Genomic DNA, 16,169 nt, shown 5'->3' with positions numbered 1-16,169 from the left:
GTGGCGGGATGACCCCGAATGATTTTGTAGATGCTGTCTTGCCGGATGTCATCGAATGGCAGCAACACATCCATCGCAATCCTGAGCTGGGATTCCGGGAAACGGAAACTGCCGACTTCGTCGCAGGAAAGCTCGAGAGTTTCGGTCTCCATGTGCATCGCGACGTGTCAGAGACCGCCGTTGTCGGCGTCTTGACTGCAGGCAACAGTGACCGGTGCATCATGTTCCGTGCCGAGTTGGACGCACTTCCAGTGACCGAAGCCACAGGCCTTCCCCACAGCTCTCATGTCGATGGCGCGATGCACGCTTGTGGCCACGACGCCCACACTGCGATGCTGCTCGGAGCTGCAAAGCTTCTAAGCGAAAACCCGAATTTTGATGGAACGGTCTATTTCGTGTTCCAGCCTGCCGAAGAAGTTCACGGCGGTGGGAAAAAGATGGTGGCAGATGGATTGCTTGATCGCTTTCCGGCTGAAAGCGTCTTCTCTCAACACAGTTGGCCCGGTGTGAAAGAAGGTGCTGTGATTGTCACCGAAGGGCCAATCATGGCGGGCGTTGATGATTTTACTCTCACATTCAAGGGGACGGGCGCGCACGCGGCTATGCCGGAGCTTGGAGACGATCCGCTGGTGGCAGCGGCCGAGTTTGTCACGTCCGCACAACGCATTGTCAGCCGCACGGTCAATCCCCGGACAGCCTTGGTTCTTTCCTTCACACAGCTTCACGGTGGACGGATCAACAATATCGTTCCAGCGGATATGGAGGTCCAAGGCACGGCGCGTTACTTCGATCCGGCACTGTCTGATCATGTTGAAGCGCAGATCATGCGGATCGCCGAAGGAATCGCGCAGGCAAGCGGGATCGGATACAAACTGGACTACCGCAAGGGATATCCCGCTGTGGTCAATTCTTTCGAAGGCGCTGCCATCGTGAAACGTGCTGCCGACAGTTTCCTGTCAAATGAGCTTGTGATCACGGATGAGCCCCCTTCCCTGGGATGCGAGGATTTCTCCTATCTTCTTAATGCGGTTGGGGGTGGCGCTTACATTTGGCTTGGCGCAGGCGAGGTCGGCGGGAGAGCCGGGCTTCACGGCGATCAATTTGTATTCAACAATAACCTCTTTCCTGTTGGTGTCCGCATGTGGCTGGCTTTGGCGGAAACGGCTCTGCCCAAAGGGTCTTAGCGACGTTGAAAGAAGGTATCACGGCGCGTTGAGGCACCGCTGATGACAAGCTCGCAGAGAATTCTCCTTAGGTTGAGGAGCAGGTCTGCATTTTGTCTTTGTTGAAAGACTTGAGCGCAGATCACGGCCTTCAATCAGTCGCGAGTTCACAGGCACAAAATCAACCGGCCGATCGAGTTGAGAGCCGAAGCTTTCTTTTGTCCCGCTTGTATTACCGGCCGGGTTCGAGCCCTTTGCACCTGGCATCGTGGTCTGTGGAGCAAGGTACTTGACGATCACAACTTTACCGTTAGAAAAAATCGGGTGCGATCTGTCGCTCGGAAGAACAGCCGTGCCTGTTCAAATGCTGACAGTCATGTTTTCTGTATCGGCGGGACCCGTTCGCCTTTTCACTGGTTGTTTCAGATTGCTCTCTATATTTGGAATTACTCGTCAGTATTCACATAACGTATTGAACAGTAACGGTATTGTAAGCTTGGGAGCCGCGGTATGTCTGTTGATTATGATGATGCGCGGAGCCTAAATCCCTTTTTTGCTCGCAATACCTCTCCGCCTTGGGGGCAGAGGCTTGGTGCGGTGCTGACTGTCCTTGGGCTGGGAGGAACGTCCCCCTCGCTCGATGTCTTTGCTGACGCCGTCTATGATTGGGAAACCGCAAATGCGCTGCCGAATCCCAACGGCATCCTGGACCAAAACGCCTGGGCCGCCATGGAGCCTGCGTCCCGGATCTGCGTCGAACATCCTCCAATTCCGTTGAGTTGGCTGGCGCCGGTTGGCGACAGTGTCCTCGATGCAATAGATGCCGTTGAAGTACCAATGTCGGGCGCAATCCCCCTGGGCGCAGGTTTGCCAAGCGTCGTGCGCATTCCGGTTCCCGGCAGCGGGAATCTGGCGATCGAGTTTTTCCCTCGAAATTTCAAAGGCAAGTCAACCTCGACGCTCTTCATTCAAAACATGAAGGGCAACAAGACGCTGCGTCTCGACTACGGCTTTAACAAGACTACAGGTACCGTCGACTATCACTGGAACCAAAAGGGCACACACGCCAAGTTTGGCATCGCGGATCACACCACCGTCGGGAAAGCCGGTCAGATAATCTACAAAGGCGCAAAATATTTCCGATACGCAGGCCGCGCACTGGTCGTTCTCGGTGCCGCGATAGATGTGGTTCACGTGGTTCAATCGAGCAATCCGCTGCGCACCGCGACAGCAAAGGTCACGGCTTGGGCATTGGCAGCAGCCGGTTGCAAGAGTGTCGGATACCTCGGCGCTGCCGGCGGAACAGCCATACAACCCGGTTTGGGCACCGCAGCGGGTGGTGTAGCGGGCTGTATTGTCGGCGGTATCGGCGGTTATTATGGCGGTGAGCGCGTCGGAGAAGTTGTTTATGACTGGGCCGAAGGGACCATTTTCACCCAGCTGGACCGGATTGTGCCATGAATGAGAGAAGGTTACTTATCGGCTCTCATCCACGCAGCGAAATCTGGCAACTCGGATCCTGGCAACCCGGAGGCTTTTTGATCGGGTGGAGCGGTTTCCCCTCGCGCGAAGCAGGTGTCCCTGAAACCGTGAAGTCGGTTTTGGCGGAAGCCCTTACAAGTAATTCCGCGGTTACCTTTCTTGGCGGGACACGTAACGCTGGAACGAAAGGCGCTGACTCCATTTCAGCAAATGGATTGATTGACCGTTTGCGTTCCCGTCTTCATCGCCGGACCACACCGCAACGCATTATAACCCGCGATCCGCGAATGGTCAGAAACGCCTTTGACGACCCAGAGGCACCTTGGTGGTATCAGGGGCAGGTTATCATCGGTATGCCTCCTGATGGCACGCCAATTGAAATAACAAGCAAACAACTTCACGCCTTGATGTCGGACGATTGGTGCTCGGCAACGTTGGCGATATCCGGCGTCACCTGGACACTTCGTCCAGGAGTCGATGGCGACGTCGCCGGTGTGTGTCCCCGTGACGAAGAAGTGTCGCGTGATCTTCATGCCGCTCTTGAACAGGCATCCCGGGAAGCTGATTTGGCAATCGAGATACTAGAGGAAGAAATTTTCCGCTCGCGAATGCGCGGTTAAGCATCTCGGCGTTGTTAACCGCTGACCCTGCCTAATCCAGCCGGATCAATGTCCAGCGTCCATTGTCACCAAACTCCTCTGCGTCCTACAGAGGAGCGTATGGCCTGCCTCCCCGATGCCCACGTTAGAATGATTGACCTGGTTTTCGGTTCGACGCGCCACACAGCATGCCTTCAAGGCGCACTTTCGCATTGCCTGTCTGAGGGGATGAAGCCGACAGCCATCAATGGTTATTGATCAGGCAAGTGCCCGACAGGATTCTCGTGGTGAATGTAGCGGGTTTTTGTTGCCGACAAACACATCTAGGGTAAGAGCCGAAGTCGGGTGGAAACTGCAGGTATGGAATGGTTGGCAAGAAAACTGTCAGATATGCCGCGCGGACTTGGGCAACAGTCATCGCGGTAACAGTTTTGCTTGGCTTCACGGGACGCGTGTTCCCACCGGGCGATTCTCTGGCGGTGATCCGTCCGCTTTTGGCCGGGTTGCTTATCCCGACTGCAATTGTTCTTTGGGCACTTACCTTCCGACGCACAGCGATCGTATCTCTGATCATAGCGGCCGCCGCGATTGCGTCTTTCATGTCAGGTTACTTTCGCGCGGAAGTTTCCTGCGGCAGTCATTGCCTGACGCTTTATCAAAAGAACCTGCTTTCGAAGGCTTGGCCGCGTTACGACCTGGCGGATGACATTATCCTGTCCTCTGCTCAGGTTGTGACCCTTCAAGAAGTATCGGAACACAATCGACGCTTCATGGCGAAGCTGTTCGATCACTATCCCTTCTTCCTGTCGTGTCAGTTCAGGCCCAGACAGGATGTCGCCATCCTTACATCATTGCCGACAGTTTCTGACACCGAGTTCTGCCTGCCAGAGGAGGGACTTGCCGGCGTCAAGGCAATTCTGCCGGACAGTCGCCAGATCTGGATCGTTTCGCTTCACCTGGAATGGCCATTTCCTTACCGCCAGTTTCAGCAGAGCGCGCAGGTTTCCAATCGGATCAGCAAGCTGGATGGCCCGGTCATTATCGCTGGTGACTTCAACATGGTGCCCTGGGGCGAGAGTGTTCGGAAAATAAGCAGAACCGCGGGAAACGAGATCCTGGGGCAGACACGTAATTCGTTCAAGTTCGGGCGTTGGCTGTTGCCGTTGCCTTTGGACAATATTCTTGTCCCCAAAGGCACAGTAGGGTCGGTCGAAACGCGTCCTTACATGGGTTCAGATCATCTTGGCCTTCTCGCGCGCATGGAACTGCCTTGATGCATCGGCAGGATCGTCCGCTCACGGGTTGGTCAGAAAGGTTTTTTTGCCTCGTTCTTCCAAGAACCGCCGGCAAATCAACCTGATGCCCGGACAGCGCTCCGGGCTCGTTTGTTTTTAAGCTGCTTGCAACACAGGTGCCGGGAACCTTAACGGTGAACCGGACTTATGTTCCTGTACGGACTTGACTGCAAACGGTGCCCTACGGCCGACAAAACAAGACCTCACGCCTGTTTCAAGCGATGCAGTTGAAGCAGCAGGATCGGCAAAAGCAACGCGAGCCCGATGGATAGGGTGATGACGCCTGGCGCAATGAAAAGAAGCGCAACAGCGGCTACATACCACCGCTCGATCTGATGGAGTGGCACAAAGAGAAACCCGGAAAATGCAATGCCGAGCGACGCAATACCCAGCATTGCTCCAGCCAGGGTGTATGTGAATGCCCACCAGGTAAATCCGTCCGCAACAAGCAGCAAGGCAGGTGAATAGACAAAGACAAACGGAACCAGCGCCTTTGCGATGCCCAGGCGGAAGGCGGTATTTCCGGTCTTGAAGGGGTTCGAACCGGCTATCCCCGCGGCAGCATAGGCTGCAAGCGCGACCGGGGGTGTGATGTCTGCCAGAACGCCGTAGTAAAATACGAAGAAGTGTGCGACCAGCGGTTCGACATTCAGGATCTGGAACGCTCCGGCGGTTACCGAGACCAGAATGATATAGGTCGCCGTTGTCGGCACACCTGCCCCCATGACGATACAGGCGAGCGCAACGAGCACCAGCGAGAAAAACAGGGCCCATTGCTGCAGATCGAAAAAGCTGAATGGCCACAGGCTGGAAACGACCGCCGCAAAATCATTCGCCGTTTGAATGACGATGGCCCCCACCCGAAAGCCTGTTCCCGTCAGCGTGATGACACCGACGATGATACCGACGCAGGCTGCCGCCGAACCGATGGCAATGGTGCTGCGGGCACCGGCGGCAAGGGCGTCCCATAGACCGTGCAATGTCATGCGCTCTCGCGGCTTGATGAAGCCGACAACGACGCAGGCAATGATCGCATAAACGGCGGCATAGTCCGGCGTTCGGCCTGACAGGATCATGTAGACAAGAATGATAAGCGGTGCAGCCGCCAGCCAGTTGACGCGCAGGACCGCGGCCAGCTTCGGCATTTCCTCGGCGGACAGACCGCGCAGGCCCAGCTTCTTCGCCTCCAGGTGAACCATGACGAAAATACCGAAATAATGCAGGAAGGCCGGGAACAGGGCCGCGGCCAGAACGTCGCGCAGGGGGATCCCGAGAAAGTCGACCATGATAAAGGCTGCCGCGCCCATGACGGGCGGCGTGATTTGCCCGCCGGTGGAGGACGTCGCCTCAGTGGCACCGGCAAAATGGGGCGGATATCCCACTTTCTTCATGGCCGGAATGGTGAGGGCGCCTGTTGTGACAGTATTGGCAATCGAAGAACCGGAAATGGACCCCATGAACGCGGAGGCGCAGATCGCGACTTTCGCCGGGCCGCCGGAGTAGCGCCCGGCGGCGATGGTCGCCAGATCGATGAACAGCTGGCCAAGACCGATGCGGGAGGCCAGGACGCCAAACAGGATGAACAGGAAGACATATTTCGCCATGGCCCCGATTGCGATGCCATAGATGCCCTGCGTGCCGTAAATCCCGTCGATGAAACCGGCCCACGGCACGCCGCCATGGCGCAAAAGCCCCGGGGCCGATTGACCGAACAGGGCGTAGAGCACGAAAATGCCCGCAATCAGCGGCAGCGTGTATCCGATCGAACGGCGCGCGGCTTCCAACGTAAAGAGCAGCACGACCGATCCCATGAACGTGTCGGTCAGACTGGGGTTACCGGCTCTTGCAGCAGCTTCGGCTGGCGGCAGCAAGGGCAGATAGAGGGCGGCGGCGACAGCAAGTGTTGCCAGCACGATATCGAGGATGTTGACCCCGTCAAAATACATCCAGCCTTTGGGCGGCGACGTGACCGAGAGATCCTTCCGCCACGAAAAGAGGAGGAACGTCAGCCCAAGCACAAAGGCAAGGTGAATTCCAAACTGAAGAAGTTCGCGAACAAGCAGGAAACCCGCGACCGAGAAGTGGTAGACAGACATCGCAACCAGAATGGACGCGACAATGAAGCCCATCTTCTTGCCCATCGGGCGAAAGGCGCTTTCAGAATCGTATTTTCGTTCTAGCTCAAGCAGCTGAGCTTCCGTCAGCTCCGCCCTGGAATGATCCGCCATGCGCCCTTTGTCCCCTCACGCATTGGCCCGGACGTCTTGGAAGCACCATGACATCCGGGCCATTTTGATAGCTCAAGTCTGTTATTTGATCGGGCCGGCTTCTTTGTAGAACCGCTCAGCACCTGGATGGAGTGGAACGCCGATACCGTTCAACGCCGTATCCGGTGTGATCGTCTTGCCTTTGGCATGACCGACATCAAGCAGCTTGCGGCTTTCCTTGTTCCACAATGCCTTGGTGATCTCGTAGATCAGGTCGTCATCTTCCTTCGCGGATGTGTACCACTGTGCACCAACGGCAACGGTTGTCACGCCGTCCACACCTTCATAGGTCTCGGCCGGAATATCGGAGGCAGCGAAGAAACCGTACTTGTCGGTAAGTGCCTTTGCACCGTCTCCGTCAATCGGCACGAGTTTCATGTCCGCAGCGGACGCCAGTTCGACCAGAGCGCCGGTCGGATATCCCGCGACGATGAAGAGAGCGTCGACCTTGCCGTTCCGCAAGGCCTCTGTTGCCGCAGCGCCTTTCAGGTTTTCTTCCTGAATGTCGGACAGCGACAATCCGTTGGCTTCCAGGATCAGACCCGCGTCGACATATGTGCCTGAGCCGGGCTCATCGACCGAAACGCGTTTGCCTTTCAGGTCTGCAACGGAGTTGATCCCGCTGTCTTCCAAAGTCACCAGATGGATGTGCTCTTCGAAGAGGGCAGCGATCGTGCGCAAATCGGTTGCCGGATCCTGGCCTTCCATCGTGCCTGTGCCGGTGTAGGCCCAGTAGGCAACATCGGATTGGGCGAAACCGGAATTGCGCAGACCGGAGGTGATGGCATTGACGTTGTCGACCGAACCGCGTGAAGACACGGCGGAAGCGATCAGGCCATCAACGCCGCAGCTGCCACCCTCGCCGCATTCACGGGATCCGGGCGGCTTGGAAATGGCATTCGCGATCACTCCCCCGACCGGATAGTAGGTGAAGGCCGTTCCTCCCGTGCCGATTGTGAAGAATTTAATCTCTTGCGCGAGCGCCGGCGTGGCGAGCACTGCGCAGGCCGCAAATGCGAGCACTGCAGATTTCAACTTTTTCAGCATGATTTTTTGCTCTCGATTATATATGACAATTTAATAAATCATAATATGATTTGTCTGAAAAGTGAAAATTGGGATCGTTGATGGATCGGATTTCGGAAATGGGCGAAAAAACTGCTGCCAAGACGATTTATGTGGTCGGCGGTGCCGGTGGTATCGGATCGGCAATTGTCGACAGACTGCTGAAGGAGAACAACCGCGTTCTCGTCTTGGATCTTAAAGAACCTGCAGATCAAAGCTGTGCTTATCAGTACGTGGATCTGACAAGACCAGAGTCCATTTCCACTGCCATCAGCGAAGGATTGAAAAAAACGGGCACGCCCCAAGCGCTAATCTTTTCAGCAGGATATCTTTCCCCTTGCGCCTTTCTGAACCTGGAAAATCAAGATATCGAAGATCATTTGAAGGTCAACCTGTTTGGCGCTTTCAACATAGCCCAGGAAGTCGTCAATCTGATGCTGGAAGACGGCGGCAGGATTGTCTTCATTTCGTCCATCCATGGACAAATCGGCATACCGGATCGCGGCGCCTATGCGATGTCGAAAGCTGCCCTGGGCGCGCTGGCAAGGGCGATGGCGGTTGAGTTATCTCAATACAAAATCAGGGTGAATGTGCTGGCATCAGGTGCGGTCAATGCTGGAATGAACCCCGATCCGAGATCGCGCGGATACTGGTGCAAGGAAACGCCCGCCGGACGGGTGGCAGAAGTGGAAGAAGTTGCGCAAGTCGCAACCCTTCTGGTGTCAGATCAGGCGAGCTTTATCAGCGGACAGACAATTGCCGTTGATGGTGGCGTCAGCAATCTGCGATCATACTCGTAGGCTTTGAAGCAGGTGGTCTTTACGGGACAATGGTTTTGAAAACGCGCTCTTCAAGCTCAGTCGTCAATGAACTGGCGGCCAAATTACGCCGGGATATCGCGCTCGGAACCCTGTTGCCGGGCGCGCGGCTGAATATCGAAGCACTGAAACGCGAACACAAGGTATCCCATCCCTCCATTCGTGAAGCCTTGGCTCTGCTGGCCGGCGAAGGGTACGTTTCATCCGAAGGCAACAAGGGATACCGCGTCCTGGACTCCTCCTTCGAGGATCTGAGCGATGCGACACGCCTTCGCGCCGAGCTGGAATGTTTGGGCCTGCAATGGTCGGCGGCAAACTCCACGCCGGAGTGGCGTGCCAATGTCGTGGCCGCACATCACATGCTCAGCGAAGTAGAAGAAGACATGATCGATGACCCCAAGGGATTTGTCATCGAATGGGACGAGCGGAATTTCCAGTTTCACAAGACACTGATCAGCAACTGCAACTCGCCGCGCCTGATGGACACGGTTGCCAATCTTTATGATCTGACCAGGCGCTACCGGCTCATGGCCTATTCGATCGCTCACAAAAATCACCGCGACTGGCTTTTGAAGAGCGCGGAAGAACACGTGCAGCTGAAAAACCTTGCGATTGACGGCGACATGGAAGCCGCATGCCGACTGCTGCGTGAACACACCACAAAGAACGTGGATCAGGAAGGCGCGACCCTGTTCAACGTGCCTATGGGCCAGTAGTCGCACTGCTCACGTGAACCGGACTGCACACTCAAAAGCACAAAGCCGGTTGGACCTGTTCGAGGGGTTCGATCCCGGTAAAAAGATGAAGCAAACCACAGTCTGTCGAATGGCGATGTTCAGGCGCAAATCTGTCGCTAGTACTTACTGTGGCGCATGACTCTTTTGAGCTCAAATTGCCCGATGCCGCGATTTCCACGAATGTCCGAATTGGGGGCCGAGAGCGGAATGTCTGCTATCAAATATTATTAACTGAAAGCAGACATCGGAGATGTGAACTAAGATTAAGGGCCAACTCAATGTGCGTAATTTGGCAAAGGATTGGTCTGAGGCTTTCTAGGCTGGTTGGGTAAGCCATTTGACCAACGCTGACGTTTTGGTGGATATTGATGAGCTAATTGATTCGGACGAACCCGCCTGATGATGCCTGCACCTGCCAAACCTAAAATCTATCATATCGTCCACGTCGACAAGCTGGCGGCGATTGCAGCGGACGGTTTCTTGTTTTCCGACGCAATTATGGCGCAGCATCCGCCCAAGGGAACGGTCATCGGCATGAACAACATTAAAGCGAGACGGATGAACGAGTTGACGCTCGACAGCCATCCAGGGCTTTATGTCGGTCAGTGCGTTCCGTTCTATTTCTGCCCCCGCTCAGTAATGCTCTACCTGATTTATCGGCGAAACCCGGAACTCGCCTATCAAGGCGGACAGGACCCGATCGTGCATCTGGTTGCTGACCTGAACGCAGTCGTCACTTGGGCGCACGCGAACCAGCGGCGTTGGGCATTTACGCTGTCTAACGCAGGCTCCTACTATTTCGAAGATCGGTGCGATCTCGGTCAACTCAGCGAGATCAACTGGAACGCAGTGCAAACAAACCGATGGTCCGGTTCTCCGACCAAGGAGCAAAAGCAGGCAGAGTTCCTGCTCGATCGCGATTTTCCTAGGCACCTCATCGAACAGATTGGTGCCTACAATCAGGCGACAGGTCTGCAGGCCGGACAGGCCATCGCAGGTGCTGCGCATCGTCCAACGGTCAACGTACTGCCAGCGTGGTATTACTAAGAGCGAATAACCATGGCACAAATAGAAATTAGAACGGGCGACATCTTGAAGGCGGATGCTGAGGCAATCGTCAATACGGTGAATTGCGTCGGAGTCATGGGCCGCGGTATCGCGCTCCAGTTTAAGAAAGCGTTTCCGGCAAACTTCCGCGCATATGCGCTCGCCTGCGAGGAGGGTGAGGTGCAGCCGGGCAAGATGTTCGTTTATGATACGGGCACCTTTACTAACCCCCGCTACATCATCAACTTCCCTACGAAGAGGCATTGGAAAGGCAAGAGCCGAATAGCAGACATTGATAGCGGGCTGGCTGCGTTGGCACGGGAAATCAACGAGCGTGGAATCAAGTCCGTCGCCATTCCGCCGCTCGGTGCAGGCCTTGGCGGGTTGGACTGGAACGACGTTCATCCGCGCATCGAAGCTGCGTTACGCGACCTGCCCGAACTCGACGTATTGATCTACGAGCCCAAGGGCGCGCCTGAGGTGGTCAAATCCCGTGACGTACCAAACATGACACCGGGCCGCGCTGCGCTTGTCGTGCTTATGAATCGCTATTTGCAAGGGCTGATGGACCCGTTCGTGACCCTCATCGAGGTTCAGAAGCTAATGTATTTCATGCAGGAGGCAGGGCAGCCGCTGAAACTCAAATACACTAAGCATCACTACGGTCCCTATGCTACAAACCTCTCGCATGTTCTCAACAAGGTAGAGGGCCATTTCGTTGCGGGTTACCAGGACGGTGGTGATCAGCCGGATAAGGAACTGACCATCGTGCCCGGTGCGATCCTAGAGGCAGAGTCAGCGTTGGCGCATGAGGAGGCGACTCACGTCAACTTCAACAAGGTTGCTGATCTTGTGGATGGTTTCGAAACACCTTACGGGCTGGAATTACTTGCGACGGTCCATTGGGTGGCGACCCGAGAGGGTGCCGACACTTCGGAGAAGGTGCTCGCTAGAGTTTACGGATGGAATGAGCGCAAGAAGGTATTCACCGAGAGGCAGGTTGCCATCGCATTTGAAACGCTCAAATCCAAAGGCTGGCTCACCGCTGCGTAATGGCAAGACAACCCAATATCGTTTCAATTGGCTGATTTCGGGGGTAAACTGAAAACCGCTCTATGTCCGAATTGCGCGCGCAATCCTGTCACTAAGCGTGTCACCGCAACAATTTGCTTACATTTGGCTTTTCAACGCGATCTCTTGCCTGGATGCATAGGTAGAGCGCGAAGCTGAGTTGAGACTGGCTGGCAGCGCGACCCTTTTTAACGTGCCTCTGGGTCATTGATCACTCTGCCCAAGTGAATCGGATTGCACACTCAAAAGCGTAATGTCGGTTGGACCTGTTCGAGATGTTCAATCCCAGCAAGAGATGTAGCAAACCGCAGTCTGTCGATTAGCGATATTCAGGCTGAAATCTGCCGCTTGATTGAAGCTTGGTGTGTGTCTGCGTTGCACTGAGACCGGCCATTTCCGGCAGCAATTTTGCGGTTCAATCATGACTGCGAAGCCATAAATCCGCGTTCGACCGTGAGCGCCCGCTCAACATTGGGCCGTTTCACCATCAGTTCCTGATGTGCAGAGAGTTTGGGGAACCGGTCCGGATCAACACCATCCGACTTCATCCACTGAGCGATCGTAAACAGATACGGGTCACAGATCGTATAGGTTTCACCGAATACGAACGGCCCTTCGAAAACATGCAGTTCAATATAGTCGTAGCAGTCGGTCATCGCTTCCGGCACCTTGCGGCGCATGGCTTCTTCATGCTCTTCGCCATCGACCCAGCGGTATCCTCGCATTCGATGGGCATGTGCAACATGCAATGTCGAGCAAAGATACGCATTGAAGGATTGCACTTGCGCGAACCCGACCGGGTCAGAAGGCGCGAGACCGGCATCGGGATGCGCCTGCGACAGGTAAGCAAGGATCGCAGGGGTCTCCGTCAGAACGGTTCCGCCAACTTGCAAGGCCGGCACGCGCGCTTTCGGATTGAGAGACAGATACGCATCGGACTTTTGCTGAGCCGACAAAAAATCGACATGGATCACCTCCGGCTCAACGCCGGCATCGTAGCAGGCAATCAACGAGGCAAGCGCGCACGTATCGGGCGCAAAATAGAGCGCTGGCGGATCTGAATCTTGTCTTGTCATGGCGCCCGGAGCATAGGGTTCTCGCGCATGGGGCGCAACGGCGGCAGCGCGCACCTTGGCAGCCGGTCACAGCTTTTGACAATCGGGATTCTGCGAAAGAGAGGCGGACCGGTTTGAAGGCTATTCGCTAAAGAATGCATTGGCTTTGGTTGCAATATCCAATGGCCCGAACCAGGGCGCATGTGCATCACCGGGCAGTATTTGCAACCGAGCGCCTGGAATTGTACGCGCCAACCATTGCCCATGTTCGACCGGCACAGCACGGTCATCCTGACGATGCAGGACAAGCGTCGGAACACGAAGCTTGTCTGCATCCGCCCTGGCGTCAACTGTCCAACTCAGTTGAAGCATTGAAGCAGCCTGCTCCGGGTCGGCCGCGGCGCGCTGTTGCTCCGCAAAACGTCGCCTTGCGTCGGCGTCCGCCGAGGGAACAAAGATATCCGCAAGTGCCCGGGACCCCACGCCCCAGTGCTGACGGATCAACCCCAGAAGCATGGTCTGGGACTCCGGCGGCGCGAGATCCTTGCCGGAGCCATAGGCACCATAAAAACAGATGCGCCCGACCTTTTCCGGATAACGGACGGCATACCGGATTGAAACGGCACCGGCAGCGGAAATGGCGAAGAGCATGACCGGCTCCGAACTGAACGCGGCGACCATGTCTTCAAGCAGCGCAACCTCGTCTTCCAGCGTCTCGTTTGGCGTCACGTCCCGACTAAGGCCCGACCCCGGACGATCGTAACGAAGTATGCGCACGCCTTTTCCAAGCGTGACGTAAAACTCCTGGATCTCCGGGTGGTTGTGCCACAGGTCGGAGGCTGTGACCCAAAACGGCGGAAGGATCACAAGCGGCCCCTGGCCGTGAGCGGCGTAGCCGATGGACCGGCCCTTGCGATCGGTAACGAACCCTATTTCGGGAGCCGCTGTTTCATCTGTTGGTGCCAGACGTCCGGTTTGCGGATCATCCCGTTGAAGGCCGGCCTAGGACGTTGCCGAAATTGTAGCCTGTTCAGGGGTTTCGGCCCGCGCGATGGCCTCAACAGAACCGTCAAAACGATAGCCGACCCTTGGAAGCGTGCGGATAAGACGCTGCGCGCGGCCGTCGTCCCCAATGGCTTTTCTTGCGGATTTGATGCGGCTGGTAATGGCATCATCGGAAATTGCGCGGCCGCCCCATATGGCCGTCACAAGGTCTTCCTTGGTGATGGTTCGTCCCGATGACTGGACAAGAAATGCCAGCAGATCGAAGACCTGCGGTTCGATATGCTGTTGTCCCCCATCGCGGGAAAGCGTGCGGCGGCCGAGATCCAGAATGCAATCTGAAAATTTATAGATCACGGTGTCCGTGCCTCGTACGGGTTCCGGTCAGGCGTGCGCCGGGTGAACCGAACGGGTCGCCTTGGCACCCTCAATATCCAGCGTTTCTTCATCGTTTCTCCAGAAGCCCGCCAAGTGCAAAACGTCAAACCCGGACATGGTTTCCCCGTCAAATCAACGAAGGAAACCAGACCGTGTCTTTTTACAGTAAGCATATTCTCCCCAGGATTGTCGATTGCGGTTGCGGCGGGCAAATGTTTGAAGAACAACGCAGACGCATCGTACCCAAGGCGAAAGGCGTGGTGCTTGATCTTGGCGTTGGAACGGGCCTGAACCTACCGCTCTACGATGCAGCCCAGGTTACCAGGATCATCGGCCTGGACCCCTGCGGGAGCAGCCTCGCCATGGCGCGAAAAGTGGCCGGCCGCTCAGACATCGCCTGCGAATTCCTTCAGGTTTTCGGAGAGGACATCCCGCTTGAGGATGGATCCGTCGACACGGTGGTCCTGACTTACACGCTTTGCACGGTTCAGGACGTTGATGCGGTTCTTCGTGAAGTGCGACGTGTGCTCCGGCCCGGTGGCAAAGTTCTGTTTTGCGAACATGTCAGCGCTCCAACGCCCTGGATTGCAAGACTTCAGAAAATTGTAAGCCGGCCCTGGTCATTTCTGCTGGGAGGCTGCCAGCTCGATCGTCGCGCTGCCACCGCGTTGCGCGGAGCGAATTTTCGCGTCGATGCGAATACCTCCCGGCTCAAGGGCGTGCCGCTGCCCATCGCATGGCAAACAGTCGGAAATGCGAGGCTCTTGAAACAGAACGAGCCCCAGGATCGCAGCCTGGCCGGCCCCGACGCTCGGCTTTCAATTTAACACCCTTTCAGGAGCGGACCTCATGGTTGTTCACACACACACCGGCATGTTTCCATGTTTGGATCTCGGGGAAGGTGCCCCCATTTTGTTCGTTCATGGTGCGGCCTGCGATCATCGGATCTGGACGCCTCATGTTCCGCATCTCGCGCAGCATTACCGGTGCATCGCCCCGACCCTGCGTTGGTTCGGACCGACAGACTGGCCCGCAAATTCTGCAGAGTTCGGAGAGGCAACCCACGCGGAAGATCTTGCTGCAATCATCGAAAGCCTTGAGTGCGGCCCGGTCTTCATTATCGGCTGGTCGTATGGCGCAAATGTCGCCTTGCGTCTGACCGTCGACAGGCCGGACCTTGTCTCGCGCGTCGTTGCCTATGAACCAAGTTCGACAAGTCTCGTCAGCGACAGCTCCTCAATTGAGGCGCATCAGACCAGTATGCGCGAGACGTTTTCGCCTGTAACCGCGGCGGCCTCTTCAGGAAACGGGTTTGGAGTTCTGAGCGCATTCATTGATGCGGTTAGCGGGCCGGGGACCTTCAAGAAACTGCCACCCGAATTGCGCAGGATCTGCGTAGAAAACGCACACACCCTGATCCCTCTCCTGAATTCAAAGCATCGCTTCGCTTCCGTAACAGTGCAGGACTTGGCGAATTTATCCGTTCCGGTTCATGTGGCATGGGGCGGAAAATCTGGAAAGGTTTGGACAATTCCGAGCGAATCCGCCGCCAGCGTGACAAACATTTCAGGTCATAGAATCCCATACGCAGATCACATCTGGCCCGCCAGGGAACCGGGCGCATTCTTGTCATGGCTGGAGAGCCTTGGCGAACTCGGCACAACTGCAAAGCAGGTTCGCCCGGCTACCCGGTTCGCAAATGCCTCAACCCGAAACTTGCGTGAATTGCCCCGCATCGGTGAGAAGCAAGCTCAGTTCTGACCCACTGTCACGGGACGTTGTGATCGTTGGCCCAGTTCGCTGACGTGCCACAGCGTCCCAAGCTCCTGGTCACGATTTGTCGAGTTCAAGTGCGGCCAGGCAGGCTTGCGCCAAATCTCGGTCGGAGCTATCCGAACCAGGAACCGTCGCCCATCCAGTTTCCATGAGCGCATTCCTTCGCTGGTATGCAGAGGTTTTACGAATCTTCGCCAGCTTCGTGGCGCGTTCTGCGTCGGTGCGGGATAGGTTGACGCAAACCGGCACGAGCGCTGCAATTACTTTGTCTTGTGACAGCCTGTTCGCCATCTGTGTCGCGTTTCCACCTGTTAACCAGCCACCCCAGGAAAATCCCAACGTGCTCACGGCAACTGCGCCAATCACGATTCCAAGAGTGACAGGTTTCAGCCATTCGGGAATGTTCATTTCAAG

16 protein-coding genes are annotated in these 16,169 nt (G+C 56.1%); 10 read left to right on the top strand and 6 right to left on the bottom strand.

The features are described 5' to 3' along the window. Window positions 1-8: 8 nt before the first annotated feature. The 4 genes from Q0915_RS21730 to Q0915_RS21715 all read left to right on the top strand — a co-directional run bounded on the left by Q0915_RS21730 (window position 9) and on the right by Q0915_RS21715 (window position 4,518). Entirely contained in the window at window positions 9-1,184 is a 1,176-nt protein-coding gene (locus Q0915_RS21730) for an amidohydrolase (protein WP_299478689.1), read from the top strand. Window positions 1,185-1,673: 489 nt separating this feature from the next. Continuing rightward, window positions 1,674-2,624 carry a hypothetical protein gene (locus Q0915_RS21725; protein WP_299478687.1) on the top strand — a complete coding sequence of 317 codons (951 nt, stop codon included), beginning with the start codon at window positions 1,674-1,676 and terminating at the stop codon, window positions 2,622-2,624. After that, on the top strand, window positions 2,621-3,265 hold the full coding sequence (locus Q0915_RS21720) for a hypothetical protein (protein WP_299478685.1): 645 nt from the start codon (window positions 2,621-2,623) through the stop codon (window positions 3,263-3,265). The genes Q0915_RS21725 and Q0915_RS21720 overlap by 4 nt, the downstream gene beginning before the upstream one ends. Before the next feature lie 344 nt (window positions 3,266-3,609). Next, window positions 3,610-4,518 carry an endonuclease/exonuclease/phosphatase family protein gene (locus Q0915_RS21715; protein WP_299478682.1) on the top strand — a complete coding sequence of 303 codons (909 nt, stop codon included), beginning with the start codon at window positions 3,610-3,612 and terminating at the stop codon, window positions 4,516-4,518. 224 nt (window positions 4,519-4,742) lie between these two features. On the opposite strand, the gene Q0915_RS21710 is transcribed toward Q0915_RS21715, so the two are convergent. Together Q0915_RS21710 and Q0915_RS21705 are read right to left on the bottom strand one after the other, a co-directional pair. Further along, complete coding sequence (locus Q0915_RS21710) at window positions 4,743-6,767, bottom strand: TRAP transporter fused permease subunit (RefSeq protein WP_299478679.1); 2,025 nt, start codon at window positions 6,765-6,767, stop codon at window positions 4,743-4,745. An 81-nt stretch (window positions 6,768-6,848) separates the two neighbouring features. Further along, a complete protein-coding gene (locus Q0915_RS21705) occupies window positions 6,849-7,853 on the bottom strand; it encodes a TAXI family TRAP transporter solute-binding subunit (protein WP_299478676.1) in 1,005 nt (334 codons plus the stop codon). Window positions 7,854-7,933: 80 nt separating this feature from the next. On the opposite strand from Q0915_RS21705, the gene Q0915_RS21700 reads away from it, so the two are divergent. The 4 genes from Q0915_RS21700 (at window position 7,934) to Q0915_RS21685 (ending at window position 11,526) form a co-directional block, all read left to right on the top strand. Next, on the top strand, window positions 7,934-8,671 hold the full coding sequence (locus Q0915_RS21700) for an SDR family oxidoreductase (RefSeq protein ID WP_299478673.1): 738 nt from the start codon (window positions 7,934-7,936) through the stop codon (window positions 8,669-8,671). A 35-nt stretch (window positions 8,672-8,706) separates the two neighbouring features. After that, entirely contained in the window at window positions 8,707-9,405 is a 699-nt protein-coding gene (locus Q0915_RS21695; protein ID WP_299478670.1) for a GntR family transcriptional regulator, read from the top strand. A gap of 420 nt (window positions 9,406-9,825) precedes the next feature. After that, a complete protein-coding gene (locus Q0915_RS21690) occupies window positions 9,826-10,473 on the top strand; it encodes a DUF4433 domain-containing protein (RefSeq protein WP_299478667.1) in 648 nt (215 codons plus the stop codon). 12 nt (window positions 10,474-10,485) lie between these two features. Next, the gene (locus Q0915_RS21685) at window positions 10,486-11,526 is read left to right on the top strand and encodes a macro domain-containing protein (RefSeq protein ID WP_299478664.1); all 1,041 of its coding nucleotides are present in this window, start codon (window positions 10,486-10,488) and stop codon (window positions 11,524-11,526) included. A 437-nt stretch (window positions 11,527-11,963) separates the two neighbouring features. Here the strand turns inward: Q0915_RS21685 and Q0915_RS21680 are convergent, their stop codons facing one another. From Q0915_RS21680 to Q0915_RS21670, 3 genes are all read right to left on the bottom strand, one after another. Continuing rightward, a complete protein-coding gene (locus Q0915_RS21680) occupies window positions 11,964-12,620 on the bottom strand; it encodes a glutathione S-transferase (protein ID WP_299479160.1) in 657 nt (218 codons plus the stop codon). A 120-nt stretch (window positions 12,621-12,740) separates the two neighbouring features. Continuing rightward, complete coding sequence (locus tag Q0915_RS21675) at window positions 12,741-13,466, bottom strand: alpha/beta hydrolase (protein ID WP_299478661.1); 726 nt, start codon at window positions 13,464-13,466, stop codon at window positions 12,741-12,743. A 135-nt stretch (window positions 13,467-13,601) separates the two neighbouring features. Further along, the gene (locus Q0915_RS21670; protein ID WP_299478658.1) at window positions 13,602-13,958 is read right to left on the bottom strand and encodes a transcriptional regulator; all 357 of its coding nucleotides are present in this window, start codon (window positions 13,956-13,958) and stop codon (window positions 13,602-13,604) included. Window positions 13,959-14,131: 173 nt separating this feature from the next. On the opposite strand from Q0915_RS21670, the gene Q0915_RS21665 reads away from it, so the two are divergent. Together Q0915_RS21665 and Q0915_RS21660 are read left to right on the top strand one after the other, a co-directional pair. Continuing rightward, on the top strand, window positions 14,132-14,806 hold the full coding sequence (locus tag Q0915_RS21665) for a class I SAM-dependent methyltransferase (protein ID WP_299478655.1): 675 nt from the start codon (window positions 14,132-14,134) through the stop codon (window positions 14,804-14,806). A 22-nt stretch (window positions 14,807-14,828) separates the two neighbouring features. After that, entirely contained in the window at window positions 14,829-15,740 is a 912-nt protein-coding gene (locus tag Q0915_RS21660) for an alpha/beta hydrolase (protein WP_299478651.1), read from the top strand. A 69-nt stretch (window positions 15,741-15,809) separates the two neighbouring features. On the opposite strand, the gene Q0915_RS21655 is transcribed toward Q0915_RS21660, so the two are convergent. Next, window positions 15,810-16,163 carry a hypothetical protein gene (locus Q0915_RS21655; protein WP_299478648.1) on the bottom strand — a complete coding sequence of 118 codons (354 nt, stop codon included), beginning with the start codon at window positions 16,161-16,163 and terminating at the stop codon, window positions 15,810-15,812. Window positions 16,164-16,169 lie beyond the last annotated feature (6 nt).

Origin of the sequence: uncultured Roseibium sp. (genome assembly GCF_947494555.1) — a bacterium.
In the GTDB taxonomy this organism is placed as follows: Bacteria; Pseudomonadota; Alphaproteobacteria; order Rhizobiales; family Stappiaceae; genus Roseibium.
The sequence above is the reverse complement of the archived record's forward strand: the minus strand, read 5'-3'. Positions and strand labels throughout refer to the sequence as shown.

Coding starts and splice junctions, on each gene's coding strand:
- Q0915_RS21730 (WP_299478689.1), top strand. CDS start 9: ATGACCCCGAATGATTTTGTAGATGCTGTCTTGCCGGATGTCATCGAA.
- Q0915_RS21690 (WP_299478667.1), top strand. CDS start 9,826: ATGATGCCTGCACCTGCCAAACCTAAAATCTATCATATCGTCCACGTC.
- Q0915_RS21725 (WP_299478687.1), top strand. CDS start 1,674: ATGTCTGTTGATTATGATGATGCGCGGAGCCTAAATCCCTTTTTTGCT.
- Q0915_RS21685 (WP_299478664.1), top strand. CDS start 10,486: ATGGCACAAATAGAAATTAGAACGGGCGACATCTTGAAGGCGGATGCT.
- Q0915_RS21655 (WP_299478648.1), bottom strand. CDS start 16,163: ATGAACATTCCCGAATGGCTGAAACCTGTCACTCTTGGAATCGTGATT.
- Q0915_RS21715 (WP_299478682.1), top strand. CDS start 3,610: ATGGTTGGCAAGAAAACTGTCAGATATGCCGCGCGGACTTGGGCAACA.
- Q0915_RS21700 (WP_299478673.1), top strand. CDS start 7,934: ATGGATCGGATTTCGGAAATGGGCGAAAAAACTGCTGCCAAGACGATT.
- Q0915_RS21705 (WP_299478676.1), bottom strand. CDS start 7,853: ATGCTGAAAAAGTTGAAATCTGCAGTGCTCGCATTTGCGGCCTGCGCA.
- Q0915_RS21710 (WP_299478679.1), bottom strand. CDS start 6,767: ATGGCGGATCATTCCAGGGCGGAGCTGACGGAAGCTCAGCTGCTTGAG.
- Q0915_RS21720 (WP_299478685.1), top strand. CDS start 2,621: ATGAATGAGAGAAGGTTACTTATCGGCTCTCATCCACGCAGCGAAATC.
- Q0915_RS21660 (WP_299478651.1), top strand. CDS start 14,829: ATGGTTGTTCACACACACACCGGCATGTTTCCATGTTTGGATCTCGGG.
- Q0915_RS21680 (WP_299479160.1), bottom strand. CDS start 12,620: ATGACAAGACAAGATTCAGATCCGCCAGCGCTCTATTTTGCGCCCGAT.